The sequence below is a fragment of the Ornithinimicrobium carbonis genome, assembly GCF_977012275.1.
Window position 1 is genome coordinate 1332941 of the sequence record NZ_OZ348993.1, and the last position, 15899, is coordinate 1348839.

General features: G+C 74.2%; 13 protein-coding genes. 9 read left to right on the plus strand and 4 right to left on the minus strand.

Annotated features, from left to right (window positions below; genetic code table 11):
- The first annotated feature begins 141 nt into the window (after positions 1–141).
- Entirely contained in the window at positions 142–732 is a 591-nt protein-coding gene (gene thpR, locus ACWHYA_RS06000; RefSeq protein WP_425942335.1) for an RNA 2',3'-cyclic phosphodiesterase, read from the plus strand.
- 3 nt (positions 733–735) lie between these two features.
- Here thpR and ACWHYA_RS06005 read toward each other — a convergent pair whose 3' ends face one another.
- Positions 736–2541 carry a metallophosphoesterase family protein gene (locus tag ACWHYA_RS06005; RefSeq protein ID WP_425942333.1) on the minus strand — a complete coding sequence of 602 codons (1806 nt, stop codon included), beginning with the start codon at positions 2539–2541 and terminating at the stop codon, positions 736–738.
- A gap of 82 nt (positions 2542–2623) precedes the next feature.
- Between ACWHYA_RS06005 and ACWHYA_RS06010 the strand changes: the two genes are divergently transcribed.
- Positions 2624–4417, plus strand: coding sequence for an FAD-binding dehydrogenase (locus ACWHYA_RS06010; RefSeq protein WP_425942331.1), 1794 nt, complete (start codon positions 2624–2626; stop codon positions 4415–4417).
- A gap of 116 nt (positions 4418–4533) precedes the next feature.
- Complete coding sequence (locus ACWHYA_RS06015; protein WP_425942329.1) at positions 4534–5040, plus strand: NUDIX domain-containing protein; 507 nt, start codon at positions 4534–4536, stop codon at positions 5038–5040.
- 160 nt (positions 5041–5200) lie between these two features.
- Here ACWHYA_RS06015 and ACWHYA_RS06020 read toward each other — a convergent pair whose 3' ends face one another.
- The 3 genes from ACWHYA_RS06020 to ACWHYA_RS06030 all read right to left on the minus strand — a co-directional run bounded on the left by ACWHYA_RS06020 (position 5201) and on the right by ACWHYA_RS06030 (position 8462).
- Positions 5201–6193, minus strand: a complete 993-nt coding sequence (locus ACWHYA_RS06020; RefSeq protein WP_425942512.1) for an NAD(P)H-quinone oxidoreductase — start codon at positions 6191–6193, stop codon at positions 5201–5203.
- 121 nt (positions 6194–6314) lie between these two features.
- Positions 6315–7688, minus strand: a complete 1374-nt coding sequence (locus ACWHYA_RS06025) for a NupC/NupG family nucleoside CNT transporter (RefSeq protein WP_425942327.1) — start codon at positions 7686–7688, stop codon at positions 6315–6317.
- A 9-nt stretch (positions 7689–7697) separates the two neighbouring features.
- A complete protein-coding gene (locus tag ACWHYA_RS06030) occupies positions 7698–8462 on the minus strand; it encodes an IclR family transcriptional regulator (RefSeq protein ID WP_425942326.1) in 765 nt (254 codons plus the stop codon).
- A gap of 153 nt (positions 8463–8615) precedes the next feature.
- Here ACWHYA_RS06030 and ACWHYA_RS06035 point away from each other — a divergent pair, with 153 nt between their 5' ends.
- The 6 genes from ACWHYA_RS06035 (at position 8616) to ACWHYA_RS06060 (ending at position 15898) form a co-directional block, all read left to right on the plus strand.
- Complete coding sequence (locus ACWHYA_RS06035) at positions 8616–9218, plus strand: ASCH domain-containing protein (RefSeq protein WP_425942324.1); 603 nt, start codon at positions 8616–8618, stop codon at positions 9216–9218.
- 219 nt (positions 9219–9437) lie between these two features.
- Positions 9438–11087, plus strand: a complete 1650-nt coding sequence (hutH, locus tag ACWHYA_RS06040; RefSeq protein ID WP_425942322.1) for a histidine ammonia-lyase — start codon at positions 9438–9440, stop codon at positions 11085–11087.
- A gap of 181 nt (positions 11088–11268) precedes the next feature.
- Complete coding sequence (gene hutU / locus ACWHYA_RS06045) at positions 11269–12993, plus strand: urocanate hydratase (protein ID WP_425942320.1); 1725 nt, start codon at positions 11269–11271, stop codon at positions 12991–12993.
- A gap of 101 nt (positions 12994–13094) precedes the next feature.
- Positions 13095–14369, plus strand: coding sequence for a YjiH family protein (locus ACWHYA_RS06050; RefSeq protein ID WP_425942318.1), 1275 nt, complete (start codon positions 13095–13097; stop codon positions 14367–14369).
- 22 nt (positions 14370–14391) lie between these two features.
- On the plus strand, positions 14392–15402 hold the full coding sequence (locus tag ACWHYA_RS06055; protein ID WP_425942316.1) for a DMT family transporter: 1011 nt from the start codon (positions 14392–14394) through the stop codon (positions 15400–15402).
- Positions 15403–15430: 28 nt separating this feature from the next.
- Positions 15431–15898: a hypothetical protein gene (locus ACWHYA_RS06060; protein WP_425942314.1), complete on the plus strand. Its 468-nt coding sequence runs from the start codon at positions 15431–15433 to the stop codon at positions 15896–15898.
- The last annotated feature ends 1 nt before the right edge of the window (position 15899 follow it).

Consider the following 15899-nt stretch of genomic DNA (forward strand, 5'->3'; position numbering starts at 1 on the left):
CCGCCCCCACGTTGCTCGTCACCCGCCCAGCGTCGGGCACCAGAAAGACTCGTGACCGATCGGTGTCGTCATGGGGACAGCGATCGGTCACACTCCTGCGGGCACTTCCCGGACACGCCCCCGTCAGCCATCATGGGGGCCGTGCGTGTCTTCGTCGCCGTCGTCCCGCCCGCCCCGGTCGTCGAGGCCGTCGAGGAGTTCCTGCAGCCCCGCCGGGACGCGCTCGCGACGCAGGGCAGGTGGCGCTGGACCCGGGCCGAGCACCTCCACCTCACGCTGGCGTTCGTGCCCGACCTCGACGCCTGGCGCGAGGAGAAGCTGATCGGCGCCGGGGCGGAGTATGCCGCCCGCCAGCGTCCCCTCAACCTCCGGCTCCGTCGGGCCGGCGCCTTCCCCGACCCGGGGGCCGCGCGGGTGCTGTGGGCAGGGGTCGAGGAGGAGCACCCGGACACCCTGGCGGGGTGGGCGGCCGGCATCCGCCGGGTCCTCTCGCACGCCGGCGCCCGGCTGGAGGGCACCCGGTTCACGCCCCACGTCACGCTCGCCCGCTCGGTCGGCGGCCGGCACCCCGCCGGGCACCTGCTGCAGTCTCTGGACACCCTCCTCACCCCGGTCTGGACGGTGCCCGAGCTGGTCCTGGTCGCCTCGTGGCTGGGGGAGGGGCCGAACGGGACCCCGCGGCACGAGGTGCGTCATCGCTGGCCCCTGGGAAGGGAGGGCACCGACGGGTGACGGCTACGGCGCCGTGGTCACCGCGTCGTCCACCGCCCCGGTGACGGCCGCGTCGCCCACCGCGTCGTCCATCGCCCCGGTGACGGCCGCGTCGCCCGGCCCGTCGCCCGGCCCGTCACCCGCCCCGTCGTCCACCGCCCCGGTGACGACCGCCCCATCGTCCACCTCGCCGTCGTCCACCTCGCCGTCCCCCTCGTCCGCGGGGCGCCCCTCCGCCGGGACGAACTCACCCACCGGCCCGGTCACCACCCCCAGCTCGGGACCGCAGGTGCGACCCGGTGGCGGGTCCGGCTGCAGGGTCCGGCCGTTGACCAGGCGGACGTCGTCGAACTGCGGCCTGCCGGACACCAGGTTGCGGTAGCTGTACCGCGTCAGGCTCACGACCGAGCAGTCCTGCCCGACGGTGAGGATGTCGAAGCTGTAGGGCTGGCTGACGAGCTCGCCGGCGGTCTCCGGGTCCTCCTCCGCAGCCTCCCTGGCCTCCTCGGTCAGCGGCGGCAGCCGGAACTGGTTGACCAGCCCGCCCCCGGTGAACGACCCCACCTGCAGGTGCTGGCCGTCCAGTGCCGGGGCGTGCATGTGGCCGTTGACCGTCAGCGTCCCGGCCCGCACCCGGTGCGCGGCGAAGGGCTGGTGGGTCACGACGAGGTCCGTGGGCTCCAGGCCGTCGGTCGCCTCCCGGAACTGCGCGGCCGCCTCCAGCTGCTCGCCGCCGAAGTCGTCCGAGCGCTGGTTGAAGAAGCGCACGTCGTTGAACCCCGACACCGAGACCCCGTGCACGTCGACGCGCAGGTACTCGCCGTCCGTCGGCTCCAGCAGGACGACGTTCGGGATCTGGGCCAGCCGCTGCAGCAGGGCCTCGTCGGTGGCCGAGACGGCGTCGTGGTTGCCCCGGACGAACACGTAGGGCACGCCCAGCGACTCGATCCCGGCGAAGATGCCGGTCAGCTCGCCCTCGCGGACCCGACCGAAGTTGACCAGGTCGCCGCTGTCGACGACCGCGTCGATGCGCTCGGTGGCCACGATCTGCCGCATGAGCGGGTACTGGTCCATCCCGTGGATGTCGCTGACGAGCAGGAACCGCGCCGCCACCGGCGCCTCGACCCCCTCCGGCGTGAACTCCTCGCGCAGGGCGTCGGACAGGGCCAGCAGGTTGGTCACGTAGACGGCACCCTGGTCGGCCTTGCTGGCCAGCGAGTCCAGGATCCCGGCGTTGGTCTGCACCAGCGACAGCATGGACGTGGCCCGGAACTCGGCGACCTTGCCGGTGCGGTAGGTCAGGTAGGCGGAGGCCCCCGGCAGCGCCAGCGCCAGGACCGTCGCGCCCGCCGCCGCCGCGACGACGTGGCCGGCGTGGCGCGGGCGGGACACACCGTAGGCCAGCAGGACGAGCAGGGAGGTGACGAGCGCACCCGCGGCGAACTTCCAGGCCACCTCGCGCACGCCGGTGTCGATGGCCTCGCGCAGCTCCTCCTGGCTGGGCTGCAGGCTGGTGGCGTCCAGCCGGCCGGAACGGATGAGGTCGGTCACCTCGTCGCGCACCTGGACCTGGGCCGTCAGCCCGGGGGCCGGCAACGGGCCCTCGAAGGTCATCACGACGTCGCCGATCACCGTCGGCACCTGGATGGTGGAGTCCAGCCGGGGCTCCACGGCCACGTCCGCGGTGAAGTACCCCGTCTCCATGTGCACCGGCCACAGCTGGGTGGTGGCCACCCCGCCGACCACGGCCACGAGCGTGAGCAGCATGACGACCAGGGCTCGCCACAGGCCGGCGGCCATCCCACGGGTGATGCGCTCACGGGTGCTCATCGCAGGGTCAGCGTAGTCGTGGGGCGTTGGATACCGTGGGGCCGCGCGCCCGTCGGGCCCGCCGGAGGGTCGAGGAGGACGCATGGACGCTGACGTCGTGGTGGTCGGGGCCGGGCTGGCCGGCCTGGTCGCGACCGCGGAGCTGGTCGCCGCGGGGAGGAGGGTCGCCCTGGTCGACCAGGAGTCCACCCGGCATCTCGGCGGGCAGGCCTGGTGGAGCTTCGGCGGGCTGTTCCTCGTCGACACCCCCGAGCAGCGGCGGATGGGGATCGCCGACACCCGGGACCTGGCCTGGCAGGACTGGACGGGGACCGCGGGCTTCGACCGGTTCGGCGCGGGCCGCCCGGGCACGGGCACCGCTGGAGGAGGCGGCGGGGCACCGCATACCTCCGGATCCCCGGGTGAGGACGACTGGGGCCGGCGGTGGGCGCGGGCGTACGTCGACTGGGCCTCCGGGGAGAAGCGGTCCTGGCTGCGCGAGCGGGGGATCCGCTTCTTCCCGGTCGTCGGCTGGGCCGAGCGGGGCGACGGGACCGCGACCGGCCACGGCAACTCGGTGCCGCGCTTCCACATCGTCTGGGGCACCGGCCCGGCGATCGTCGCGCCGTTCGAGCAGCGGGTGCGCGCCGCGGTCGACGCCGGGCTGGTCACGCTGCACGGGCGGCACCGGGTGACCGATATCGTGGTCACCGGCGGGGCGGTCACCGGGGTGCGCTGCGACGTGCTGCGCGAGGACGGGGTCGAGCGGGGTATGCCGTCCACGCGCGAGGTGGTGGGTCAGGCCGAGCTGACCGCCCAGGCGGTGGTGGTCACCAGCGGCGGCATCGGGGCGAACACCGACCTGGTGCGCCGGTTCTGGCCGGACCGGCTGGGGACGCCGCCGACGGAGCTGGTCACCGGGGTGCCGGCCTACGTCGACGGGTCGATGCTCGACCCGGTCGCCGCGGCCGGGGCGCGGCTGGTCAACCGGGACCGGATGTGGCACTACACCGAGGGGCTGGCCAACCACGCGCCCGTGTGGCCGGGCCACGGCATCCGCATCCTGCCCGGCCCGAGCTCGCTGTGGCTGGACGGGTCCGGCCGGCGGCTGCCGGCGCCGTTCTTCCCCGGCTTCGACACGCTCGGGACGCTGACCCACCTGCGGACGGCCGAGGGTGCGCGGGAGCACGACCACTCCTGGTTCGTCGCCACCCGCACGATCCTGGGCAAGGAGTACGCCCTGTCCGGCTCGGAGCAGAACCCCGACCTCACGGGCCGCTCCGTGCGCGGGGTGCTCGGGCGGGTGACGACCGACGTGCCGGCGCCGCTGAAGGCGTTCGTCGACCACGGTGCCGACGTGGTGGAGGCCGACACGCCGGAGAAGCTGGCCGCGGCGATGAACGCGCTGGTCGCGGGGGGTGGCGGTCCCGGAGGTGGTGGGCAGGGCGACCCGGCGGGTCCCGGTGCGGACGGGCTGGACGGGCTGGTCGACGGCGGGCGGCTGCGGGCGCTGCTCGAGGCGCACGACCGCGAGCTCGACAACGACTACGGCAAGGACCTGCAGACGGCGCTCGTGCGGGCGGCCCGCCGCTCGCGCGGGGACCGGCTGGTGCGGACGGCCGCGCCGCACCGCTTCCTGGACCCCGACCACGGGCCTCTGGTCGCCCTGCGGCTGCGGGTGCTCACCCGCAAGACCCTCGGCGGCGTGCAGACCGACCTGGACTCCCGGGCGCTGGACGCCGACGGGACCCCGGTGCCCGGTCTCTACGCCGCGGGCGAGGTGGCCGGCTTCGGCGGAGGCGGCGTGCACGGCTACCGGTCGCTGGAGGGCACGTTCCTGGGTGGCTGCCTGTTCAGCGGCCGGGCCGCCGGGAGGGCGCTCGCGCGCGACCTGTGACGGGGGGGTCCGGCCGGTCGGGACCGGGCGGCCGGGAGGCCGGGCGCGACCTGTGACGGGGTCGGGCTGGTCGGGACCGGCAGGCCGGGTGGTCGGGCGTGTGGTTGGCTGCATCCATGGACATGGGGACGCTCCGCCGCAAGGCCGGGACCGCGGCGCTGGTCGGGTTCCGGGTCCTGCCCGGACCCCTGAAGCGGGCGGCGGTGCGGGTCGGGGCGCCCAGCTACACCGTCGGGGCGGTCTGCGTGCTGGAGCACGACGGCCACGTGTTGTTCCTGTGGCAGCCGCACCGGAAGGGGTGGAGCCTGCCGGGGGGCCTCCTCGGCAAGGGCGAGGAGCCGGAGGCCGCGGTGCGGCGAGAGGTGGCCGAGGAGGTCGGGGTGGACATCGACCCCGGCGACCCGGTGTTCATCCGCGTCGACGCGGTGGACCAGGGGATCGACGTCGTCTTCCGGGTGCGGCTGGACCACCGCCCCGAGCTGACGCTGGCGACCGAGGCCCGCAAGGCGCAGTGGTTGACCCCCGAGGAGCTGGACGACGCCGACCGCGACACCCGGGGCATCCTGGAGCTGCTGGCCGGCCACGGCCGGGCGCCGCGCGAGGGCCGCCTGCTGCACGACTGATGACGGGCGCGCGGTCCGCCCCGGGCGGGCAGCTGTGACCGCGAGGTCGGGCCACGCCCGGCCCTGTCGACCTCATCAGGTCACGTGAACCCTCGGGGTCGACGGCGCCGGGCGTGTCGCGACCTGCGTTCGCCCGAGTCCCCCCGACCGGACCTGACCGTCAACCGGGCCGGACCTCCAGCAGGATCTTGCCGACGTGGTCGGAACGCTCCATCTCCTCGTGGGCCCTGGCGGCCTCGGCGAGCGGGTGGCGCGACTGGATCACCGTGCGGATCCGACCGTCCGCCACCATCGGCCAGACGTGCTCGCGCACCGCGGCGACGATCTCGGCCTTGCCCTCGACCGGCCGGGATCGCAGCGAGGTCGCGATGACCCGGGCGCGCTTGGACAGCAGCGCCCCCAGGTCCAGCTCGCCGCGGCGTCCGCCCTGCAGCCCGATGACCACCAGCCGGCCGTCGGTGGCCAGCAGCTCCACGTTGCGCTCGAGGTACTTGGCCCCGACCACGTCGAGGATGACGTCCGCACCCCGGCCGTCGGTCGCCGCCCGCACCTCCTCCACGAAGTCCTGGGTCCGGTAGTTGACCAGCACGTCCGCCCCCAGCTCCCGGCACGCGTCGAGCTTCTCCTGGGTGGAGGCGGTCACCGCCACCGTGGCCCCCAGCGCCCGGGCCACCTGGATCCCCATCGTGCCGATCCCGCTGGACCCGCCGTGCAGCAGCACGGTCTCGCCCTCGCCGAGCGCGGCCTCCAGCACCAGGTTGCTCCACACCGTGCAGGCCACCTCGGGCAGCGCCGCGGCGTCGGCCACCGGCACCACCGCGGGGACGGGCAGGAGCTGTCCGACGGGGACGGCGACGTGCTCGGCATACCCTCCTCCGGACAGCAGCGCACACACCTCGTCGCCCACGCTCCAGCCCGCGTCCTCACAGCCGGGGCCGAGCTCGGCGATCCGGCCGCTGACCTCCAGCCCGGGCAGCTCCGAGGCGCCGGGCGGCGGTGGGTAGAGGCCCTTGCGCTGCATGACGTCGGCGCGGTTGACCCCGGCGGCGACGACCTCCACGAGAACCTCGTACCGCCCGGGCACGGGGACGTCCACCTGGGCGGGGACCAGGACGTCGGCCTCGCCGGGGCCGGTGATCGTGACGGCGTTCATCTGCGGCATGGGCGGCAATCTACCGACCGGACCCTGGTATGCCGTCACCCGGCGGTGCGTCGGCGTGCACCGGGGCCGGCGACCCGGCCGGCCGCGCCCCGGTGGGCACCGCGCGTGGCGGCTACCCGATGAGGATCCCGGCGATCGCGGCGCTCATGAGGTTGGCCAGGGTGGCCGCCGCGATGGCCCGCAGTCCGAGCGTGGCGATCTCGCGGCGACGGTCCTTGACCAGGCTCCCGAGACCGCCGAGCAGGATGCCCAGCGAGCCCAGGTTGGCGAACCCGGTGAGGGCGAACGTGATGATCGCCGCGGTCTTGGGGCTGTAGTCCTCGATGGTGGGCGCGAAGTTGGCGAAGGCGACGAACTCGTTGACGATCACCTTCTGCCCGACGAAGCTGCCGGCGTTGGTCGCCTCCGCCCACGGGACGCCGATGACCAGCATGATCGGTGCGAAGAGGTAGCCCAGGATCTGCTCGAACGTCAGCTCCGGGTTGCCGAACCAGCCGCCGACCACGCCCAGCAGCAGGTTGACCAGGGCGATGAGGGAGATGAAGGCCAGCAGCATCGCGCCGATGTTGAGGGCGAGCTTCAGGCCGTCCCCGGCCCCGGAGGCCGCGGCGTCGATGACGTTGCGGTACTTCATCTCGTCGAGATCGTCCTCGTCCTCGTCGTCGTCGTCGTGGGCCGCGGCGCGCTCGTCCCCGTCCCCGTCACGTGCCCCGTCGCCTGCCCTGGTCCCGTCGCCTGCCCTGGTCCCGTCGCCGTCCTCGACCTCGTCCCGCTGCGCGTCCTCGGCCGCCTCCTCACGGGCCAGCTGCTTCTCCGGCGGGGCGTCGGGGTCTTCGGGTTCGAGCAGCTTGGCCATCATCAGCGCCCCGGGCGCCGCCATGAACGAGGCGGCGATGAGGTACTCCAGCGGCGCGCCCAGCAGGGAGTAGCCCACGAGCACCGACCCGGCGACCGTCGAGAGGCCACCCACCATGACCGCGAACAACCCCGAGGAGGTCAGCCCGCGCAGGTAGGGCCGGATGACCAGCGGCGCCTCGGTCTGGCCGACGAAGATGTTGGCGGCCGCGTTGACCGACTCGGCCTTGCGGGTGCCCAGCGCCTTGCCCAGCGCCGCGCCGAGCTTCTCCACGACGAACTGTAGGATCTTGTAGTGGTAGAGCACCGCGGTCAGCGAGGCGAAGAAGATGATGACCGGCAGCACCTGGAAGGCGAACACCACGCCGGCGTCCTCGCCCTGGGGCAGCACCGGCCCGAAGAGGAAGGCGATCCCGGCGTTGGCGGAGTTGATGACCGCCTGCACGCCCTCCGTCACCGCCTGCAGCACGGCCCGCCCCGTGGACCAGTAGAGGACGAGCACACCGAAGAGCACCTGCAGGCCGAGGGCGGCCAGGACCGTGCGCCAGCGCACCGCCTTGCGGTTGGAGGAGAGCAGCAGCCCGATCGCGACGAGGGCGGTCATCCCGCCGATACCCCAGAGGACGTCCATGCGGGGACGTTACCGGGAACGGTGGCCCATCCGCCGGGAAATCTCCTGCGCGGCCCGTCGGACCGCCCCGGCGAGCGACTCCCGCAGGTCCTCGGTCAGCTCCTCGGTGGGCACGGTGAGCGCGACCGCCGCCACCGGGTGGCCGGCGTGGTCGGTCACCGGAGCCGCGACCGAGTCCAGCCCGCGCGTGACGTAACCCTGCTCCACGGCATACCCCCGGGTGCGGGTCTGGCTGAGCAGGGGGCGCAGCGTGGACGGCGAGGTGGGGCCGGCGTCGGTGCGGCGCACGAAGGCGTCCCGGCCGGGGAAGAGCGCGCGCACCTGGGCGGCGGGGAGGGCGGCGAGGACGGCCAGGCCGGTCGCCGTCAGCGACGCGGGCAGGCGCACGCCGACGTCGGAGACGAGCGAGGGTCGGCCGGCCACGCGCTCCTCCACGACGTAGACCACGTCGCGCCCGTGCAGCACCCCGAGGTGGGCGTTGTGCCCGGTGGTGTCAGCGAGCCGGGTGAGGACCGGGCGGGCCAGACGCTGGAGCGGCGCGTGCCGGGTGTACGCGGAGCCCAGCTCGAAGGCGGCCACCCCCAGGCCGTAGCGGCGCTCCTCCGGCAGGTGCACGACGAAGCCGCGCTCGACGAGGGCGGCGAGCAGGTGGTAGGTCGAGGACCGCGGCAGGCCCAGCTCGCGGGCGACCGCAGCCGCCGGCTGGGGGGTCGCGTGCCGGGCCAGGAACGTCAGCACGTCGAGCGCGTGCCCGGCGGCGGGTGCGTTGGCCACCGCGCCAGTATGGCGTGGGCGTGGCCGGGTGCGTCGGCCACCGCGCCAGCATGGCGTGGGCGTGGGCGTGGGCGGGGGCGTGGGCTGGTGCGGGCGCCTCCCGGGCGTCCTCGGGTGTCGTGGGCAACGAGGGAGGGGCCGTACGGTGGCGCCATGGACGACGCCGAGATCAAGGCCTTCTGGGCCGACGCGCGGGTGCGCGGCGGCCTGAACCCCGCGGAGTCCTACATCGGCGTGACCGCCGCCGACCTGCTGCCGCCGCCGGCCTGGTCGTTCGGCTCGACGCCGGAGGAGGCCGACCGGCTCCTGGCCCTGGTGCTCGAGGGTCGCAAGACGGCGTCCGCCTCGGCGCGGTGGGAGTACGAGGTCGGTGCCCAGGACGATCAGCACCCCGACGGCCGGGACGGTGGCGGTGGTCCTGGCCGTGGCGACACCCTGGTCCGCACGCGGGTCGACGTCGAGCTGCCCGCGCCGGGGTCGCTGTCCATCGTGCTCGACGGGGCCGACCATCCCCGCGCCCTCATCCGGACGACCCATGTGGAGGTCGTCCGGTTTGGCGACGTCGACGAGGACCACGCCCGCCGAGAGGGGGAGGGGTCCCTGGAGCGGTGGCGGGCCGAGCACCGACGGTTCTTCGACGAGCACGCGCCGGCCGGGCAGTGGGTCGACGAGGACACCAGGGTCGTGCTGGAACGGTTCGTCGTCGTGGTGCCGGCGCAGGCCCGACGCTCTGCCCGCAGGGCCGGGCTGCTGTAGCGGCGCCGGTCCCCCCGCCGTCGGGCGCCGTCTCCGCCGATCGCGCGAGTCCCCGCCGGGTGTCGGTCGCCTGGGGGTGCCGCCCGGTGTCGGTCGCCTGAGTGTGCCGCCCGGTGTCGGTCGCCTGAGTGTGCCGCCCGGTGCTGGACGTCTGGCATGCGAGACGCTGGCCCTCCGCGTGGCCTGTCCCTCAGCCGGTGACGACGGTGGAATGGAGCCATGAGCCGCCTCCCCGCCTCCGACAGCCCTGCCGAGGTCGTCGTCGACGTCGGTCCCCTCGCTCCGGCCGAGGTCGTGGCCGTCGCCCGTCACGGGGCGCGCGTCCGGCTCTCCGAGGCCGCGCTGGAGGGGATCGCGGCGACCCGCCGGATCATCGACGACCTCGCCGGCGACGACCAGCCGCACTACGGCATCTCGACGGGCTTCGGCGCGCTGGCGACCACGAGCATCCCGCCGCAGAAGCGGGCCCAGCTGCAGCGCAGCCTCGTCCGCAGCCACGCGGCCGGGTCCGGGCCGGAGGTCGAGCACGAGGTCGTCCGCGCGCTCATGCTGCTGCGCCTCTCGACCCTGGCCACCGGCCGCACGGGTGTGCGGGTGGCCACCGCCCAGGCCTACGCCGACCTGCTCAACGCCGGGATCACCCCGGTGGTGCACGAGCACGGCTCGCTGGGCTGCTCCGGTGACCTCGCCCCGCTGGCCTCCTGCGCGCTCGCGGTGACGGGCGAGGGCATGGTGCGGGTCCGCAGGCCGCACCCGGGGGCCCGCGGCCGCGACGCCCGGGCTGCCGACGGCAGCGCGGCGCGCGGTCACCGACCGGCGCCGCGTCCGGAGGAGCCCGTCCCCGCTGCCGAGGCCCTGGCCGACGCCGGTCTCGCGCCCGTCCAGCTCGCCGAGAAGGAGGGCCTGGCGCTCATCAACGGCACCGACGGCATGCTGGGCATGCTGCTCCTGGCGCTGCACGACCTGGACACCCTGCTGACGACCGCCGACGTGGCCGCCGCGATGAGCGTGGAGGGGCAGCTCGGCACCGACGACGTCTTCGCAGCCGACCTGCAGGCGCTGCGGCCGCACCCCGGCCAGGGCTCCTCCGCCGCCAACCTGCGGGCCCTCATGGCCGGAAGCGCCATCCGGGAGAGCCACCGCACCGAGGCGTGCACGCGGGTGCAGGACGCCTACTCCCTGCGCTGCTCGCCCCAGGTGCACGGCTCCGCCCGGGACACCTGCGACCACGCCGCGCTGGTCGCCTCCCGCGAGCTGGCCGCCGCCGTCGACAACCCGGTCGTCACCCTCGACGGGCGGGTGGAGTCCAACGGCAACTTCCACGGCGCACCGGTCGCCCACGTCCTCGACTTCCTCGCGGTCGTCGTCGCCGACGTCGCCGGCATCAGCGAGCGCCGCACCGACCGCTTCCTCGACGTGGCGCGCAGCCACGGCCTGCCGCCCTTCCTGGCCGACGACCCCGGCACCGACAGCGGGCTCATGATCGCGCAGTACACCCAGGCGGCGGTCGTCTCCGAGCTCAAGCGTCTGGCGGCCCCGGCGAGCGTGGACTCCATCCCCTCCTCGGCCATGCAGGAGGACCACGTGAGCATGGGGTGGGGCGCGGCCCGCAAGCTGCGCCGGGCCGTCGACGGACTGGCCCGGGTGCTGGCCGTCGAGGTCCTCACCGCCGCCCGGGCGCTGGACCTGCGCGCCCCGCTGACCCCCGCCCCGGCGACCGCCGCCGTCGTCGCGCTCCTCCGCGGAGCCGGAGTGCAGGGGCCGGGCCCCGACCGCCACCTCTCGCCGGAGATCGAGACCGTCGTCGACCTCGTCCTGGACGGCCGGGTGCGCTCGGCCGCCGAGGAGCATGCCGGCCCGCTGACCTGAGGCCAGGTCTCGTGCAGTCGATGGGAGCCCCGGAAAGGGCCAGGATCGTCTGCACGGGACGAGGGCCGCCTGGCACGAACCGGCCACCCTCACCACGCCCACCCGCACCACGCCCCACCCGCACCACAGCACGCACGCTTCCCACCGCACCGCACGCCGTACCGAGTCGAAGGAGACCACCATGGAAGGCGCCCGCCCCGTCCGTGCCGCCCGCGGCACGCAGCTGACCGCCCGCAGCTGGGCCACCGAGGCCCCCCTGCGGATGCTCATGAACAACCTCGACCCCGACGTGGCCGAGCGGCCCGACGACCTGGTGGTCTACGGGGGCACCGGCCGCGCCGCCCGGGACTGGAAGAGCTTCGACGCGATGGTCCGGACGCTGACCGACCTGCGCGAGGACGAGACGATGCTGGTCCAGTCCGGTCGCCCGGTCGGCGTCTTCCAGACCCACGAGTGGGCGCCGCGGGTGCTCATCGCCAACTCCAACCTCGTGCCCGACTGGGCCAACTGGCCGGAGTTCCGGCGCCTGGAGCACCTCGGCCTGACGATGTACGGCCAGATGACCGCCGGCTCCTGGATCTACATCGGCACCCAGGGCATCCTGCAGGGCACCTACGAGACCTTCGCCGCGGTCGCGGCCAAGCGCTTCGGCGGCACCCTGGCCGGCACGCTGACCCTGACCGGTGGCTGCGGCGGCATGGGCGGGGCCCAGCCGCTGGCCGTCACGCTCAACGGCGGCACCTGCCTCATCGTCGACGTCGACGAGGCCCGGCTGCGACGCCGGGTCAGGAGCCGCTACCTCGACGAGGTGGCCGACAGCCTCGACGCGGCCGTCGAGCGCGTGCTCGCGGCCAAGGCCACCCAGGAGGCCGTGTCCGTGGGTGTCGTCGGCAACGCCGCCGAGGTCTTCCCCGAGCTGCTGCGCCGCGGGGTCGAGATCGACATCGTCACCGACCAGACGTCGGCGCACGACCCGCTGTCCTACCTGCCCGAGGGCATCGACCTGGGCGACTGGCACGACTACGCCGAGAAGAAGCCCGAGGAGTTCACCGACCGGGCGCAGGCCTCGATGGCCCACCACGTCGAGGCGATGGTCGGCTTCCTGGACGCCGGTGCCGAGGTTTTCGACTACGGCAACAGCATCCGCGACGAGGCCCGCCAGGGCGGTTTCGACCGGGCCTTCGACTTCCCGGGCTTCGTCCCGGCCTACATCCGGCCGCTCTTCTGCGAGGGCAAGGGCCCCTTCCGCTGGGCCGCGCTGTCCGGCGACGAGAAGGACATCTACGCCACCGACAAGGCCGTGATGGACCTCTTCCCCGACAACGACCACCTGCAGCGCTGGATCCGCGGGGCGCGCGAGCGGGTCGCCTTCGAGGGCCTGCCGGCCCGGATCTGCTGGCTCGGCTACGGCGAGCGGGACAAGGCCGGCGTCCGGTTCAACGAGATGGTCGCCTCCGGGGAGGTGTCCGCCCCGATCGTCATCGGCCGCGACCACCTGGACGCCGGGTCGGTCGCCAGCCCCTACCGCGAGACCGAGGCGATGGCTGACGGATCCGACGCGATCGCCGACTGGCCGCTGCTCAACGCCCTGGTCAACACCGCCTCCGGCGCGAGCTGGGTCTCCCTGCACCACGGCGGCGGCGTCGGCATCGGCCGTTCGATGCACGCCGGGCAGGTCTCGCTCGCCGACGGCACCGACCTGGCCCGGCAGAAGCTGGAGCGGGTCCTCACCAACGACCCCGGCATGGGCGTCGTCCGGCACGTGGACGCGGGGTATGCCGAGGCCGAGCAGGTCGCGCAGGAGCGTGGCGTGCGGGTGCCGATGCGGGAGGGCGTGAACGACGCCGACGCCGACGCCGACGCCGACGGCGCCGGGACCGTCCAGGACACGGAGGGCGGCCGGTGAGCACCGCGGCGACCCCTGGTGCCGGACCGGGTCCGGACCCCGCCCGGGCAACCGCCCCGGGGTCCGCGGAGCCGGGCGCGGTCGATCCCGACCGGGCACCCATGTGGAAGTTCTTCGTCCTCTCGGCGATCGGCATCCTCATGTTCTTCGTGCCGGTCACGATCGGGGAGCGCAGCACCATCCCCCTGGACCACATCGTGTCCTGGCTGCGGGCCAGCGTCCCCGCCGTGCTGCCCTACTACGCGCTCGCGCTCATCGCCGCGGGCGCGGCATACCCCTTCCTCACCCGCACGTGGCGGCGGGACACGACCACGCTCGTGTTCTCCCTAGCCCGCGTGGTGGGTCTGGTCGTGGGGATCATGCTGGTCTTCGGCATCGGCCCGGCGTGGCTGTTCGCCGAGGGCATGGGTCCCTTCCTCCTCAACGCCCTGGTCATCCCGGTCGGGCTGCTCGTGCCGATCGGCGCGGTCTTCCTGGCGTTGCTCGTGGGCTACGGCCTGATGGAATTCATCGGGGTGCTCGTGCGCCCGTTCATGCGGCCGGTGTTCCGCACGCCGGGCCGGTCGGCCATCGACGCGGTCGCCAGCTTCGTCGGCTCCTACAGCCTGGCGCTGCTCATCACCAACCGGGTCTACCTGGAGGGCAAGTACCACCGGCGCGAGGCGATGATCATCGCGACCGGGTTCTCCACGGTGTCGGCGACCTTCATGATCGTCGTGGCCACCGCGCTGGACCTCATGGAGCACTGGACGCTGTACTTTTGGTCGACCCTGCTCATCACCTTCCTCGTCACGGCCGTCACCGTGCGGATCCCGCCGCTGTCCCGGGAGCCGGAGGACTACGCCCCCGGGGCGGTCCCGCGCCCCGAGCAGGACCACGCCGGCAACCGGTTCGCAGCCGCCTGGCGCGAGGCGCGCGCCACCGTCGCCGCCGACCCCGGGGTGGGCCGGACGGTCCTGACCAACCTCAAGGACGGCTTCGTCATGGCGATGGCGATCCTGCCCTCGATCCTCTCGATCGGGCTGCTTGGGCTGGTGCTCGCGGAGTTCACCCCCGTCTTCGACTGGCTGGGCTACCTCTTCTACCCGATCACCTGGGCGCTGCAGATCCCCGAGCCGATGCTCGTGGCCAAGGCCGCCGCGCTCGGGGTCTCGGAGATGTTCCTGCCGGCGGCGCTGGTGACGGAGTCGGCGATGTCGGTGAAGTTCGTCGTGGCGGTGGTCAGCGTCAGCCAGATCATCTTCTTCTCGGCGATGGTGCCCAGCCTCGTCGGGACGCAGATCCCGGTCTCGATCCCGCGGCTGCTCGTCGTGTGGTTCCTCCGGGTGGCGATCAGCCTCGTCCTGACGATCCCGTTGGCGCTGCTGCTCTTCTGACCCGGCGGCATACCCTGACCGCGTGCCCGCCGTCCTGCTCCTCGTCCTCGCGACGCTGTTCTGGGCGGGCAACTACCTCGTCGCCGAGCGTGCGGTCGAGACCCTGGACCCGCTGTCGCTGACCTGGTGGCGGTGGGTCCTGGCCGCGGTGCCCCTGCTGGTCGTGGCCCAGGTGGTCGAGCGGCCGGACTGGCGCCGGCTGATGGCGCGGTGGCGCATCCTGCTGCTCGCGGGCGTGCTCGGGGTGGGCGGCTACGGCCTCCTCCTCTACGCCGCCCTCGAGCGGACGAGCGCGGTCAACGCCTCGATCGTCAACGCGCTCAACCCGGCGGCGATCGTCGTGGCGGCCGTCCTGCTGGGCCAGGCGACGGCCGGGTGGCGCACCTGGGTCGGGGTGGGGGCAGGGCTGCTCGGGGTGCTCCTGGTGCTCACCCGCGGAGACCTCGGCCGCGTGCTGACGCTGACCTTCAACTCCGGCGACCTCATCATGCTCGGGGCGGTCGCGGTCTGGACGGCGTACACGCTCATCGGCCGTCGGCTCGGCCTGCCCGTGCTGGCCGCCACCGCGGTCCAGGTCGTGCTGACGACGGTGGTGCTGACCCCCGTGGTGCTGCTCACCGGCCTGTCCGCGCCACCGGACCGCGGCTCGTGGGCCGCGGTCCTGTTCATCGTCGTCTTCCCCTCCGTGGGCTCCTACCTGTGCTGGAACCTGGCGATCGGCCGGGTCCCCGCCGGTGTGGCGGGCACCTCGATGAACCTCATCACCGTCTTCACCGTGGCCATCGCGGCGATCCTGGGCCGGCCACCGACGGCCGTCCAGCTGCTCGGCGGCGTCCTCGTCGTCGGTGGCGTGCTGCTCGCGTCGCGCGGAGGACGGGGCGTCGCCCGTGCCGCGGAGACGTCCGGCCGTGCCGCCGAGACGTCAGCCCCTGCCGCCGAGACGTCAGCCCGTCCCGCCCGAGCAGCACCACCTCCTGCCGGAGGCGGGCACGGGGGCGCGACGCCGAGCGACCGCATACCCCCTGGGGTATGATCGTGCGTACCGACGGAAGGACCCCGGCATGACCACCCCCACCCGGCCGAGCCCGCAGGACGAGGCCGCCCTGGCGCGCGTCCGGGCGCTGACGCAGGCCCCCGTGACACCGGTCGTGCAGACCCCCACCTCGGTGCTGGGGACGCTGCGCGACACGTGGGCCGGCCATCGGCTGGCCGCCGCCGCCGTGATCGCCGCCGTCCTGGTCGTGGGCCTGGTGCTCCTGGCTCCGGGTGCCTCGTGGGGGGTGGTGCTCCTCGTGGGGGCCGGCACGGGGCTGGCGCTGGCGACCTACCTGCCCGCCGCCGGCCAGTCCCTGGGCCAGGCGTTCGGGGGCACGTGCGGGATCGCCGGCCTCTGCCTGCCGCTCCTCGGGGTCTCCCAGCTGGCCCAGGGGGCCGCCGGCACCGCCCAGGGGTATGCCGTCGCGCTCGTCGTCGTCGGCCTGGCCCAGCGGGTGCTCACCGCCGGGTCCTGCGGGACGCCTGCGCGCTGAG

Excerpts from the sequence above, each read along its gene's own strand:
- ACWHYA_RS06005 (WP_425942333.1), bottom strand. The coding sequence starts at position 2,541 with ATGAGCACCCGTGAGCGCATCACCCGTGGGATGGCCGCCGGCCTGTGG.
- ACWHYA_RS06010 (WP_425942331.1), top strand. The coding sequence starts at position 2,624 with ATGGACGCTGACGTCGTGGTGGTCGGGGCCGGGCTGGCCGGCCTGGTC.
- ACWHYA_RS06015 (WP_425942329.1), top strand. The coding sequence starts at position 4,534 with ATGGACATGGGGACGCTCCGCCGCAAGGCCGGGACCGCGGCGCTGGTC.
- ACWHYA_RS06020 (WP_425942512.1), bottom strand. The coding sequence starts at position 6,193 with ATGAACGCCGTCACGATCACCGGCCCCGGCGAGGCCGACGTCCTGGTC.
- ACWHYA_RS06025 (WP_425942327.1), bottom strand. The coding sequence starts at position 7,688 with ATGGACGTCCTCTGGGGTATCGGCGGGATGACCGCCCTCGTCGCGATC.
- ACWHYA_RS06035 (WP_425942324.1), top strand. The coding sequence starts at position 8,616 with ATGGACGACGCCGAGATCAAGGCCTTCTGGGCCGACGCGCGGGTGCGC.
- hutH (WP_425942322.1), top strand. The coding sequence starts at position 9,438 with ATGAGCCGCCTCCCCGCCTCCGACAGCCCTGCCGAGGTCGTCGTCGAC.
- hutU (WP_425942320.1), top strand. The coding sequence starts at position 11,269 with ATGGAAGGCGCCCGCCCCGTCCGTGCCGCCCGCGGCACGCAGCTGACC.
- ACWHYA_RS06050 (WP_425942318.1), top strand. The coding sequence starts at position 13,095 with ATGTGGAAGTTCTTCGTCCTCTCGGCGATCGGCATCCTCATGTTCTTC.
- ACWHYA_RS06060 (WP_425942314.1), top strand. The coding sequence starts at position 15,431 with ATGACCACCCCCACCCGGCCGAGCCCGCAGGACGAGGCCGCCCTGGCG.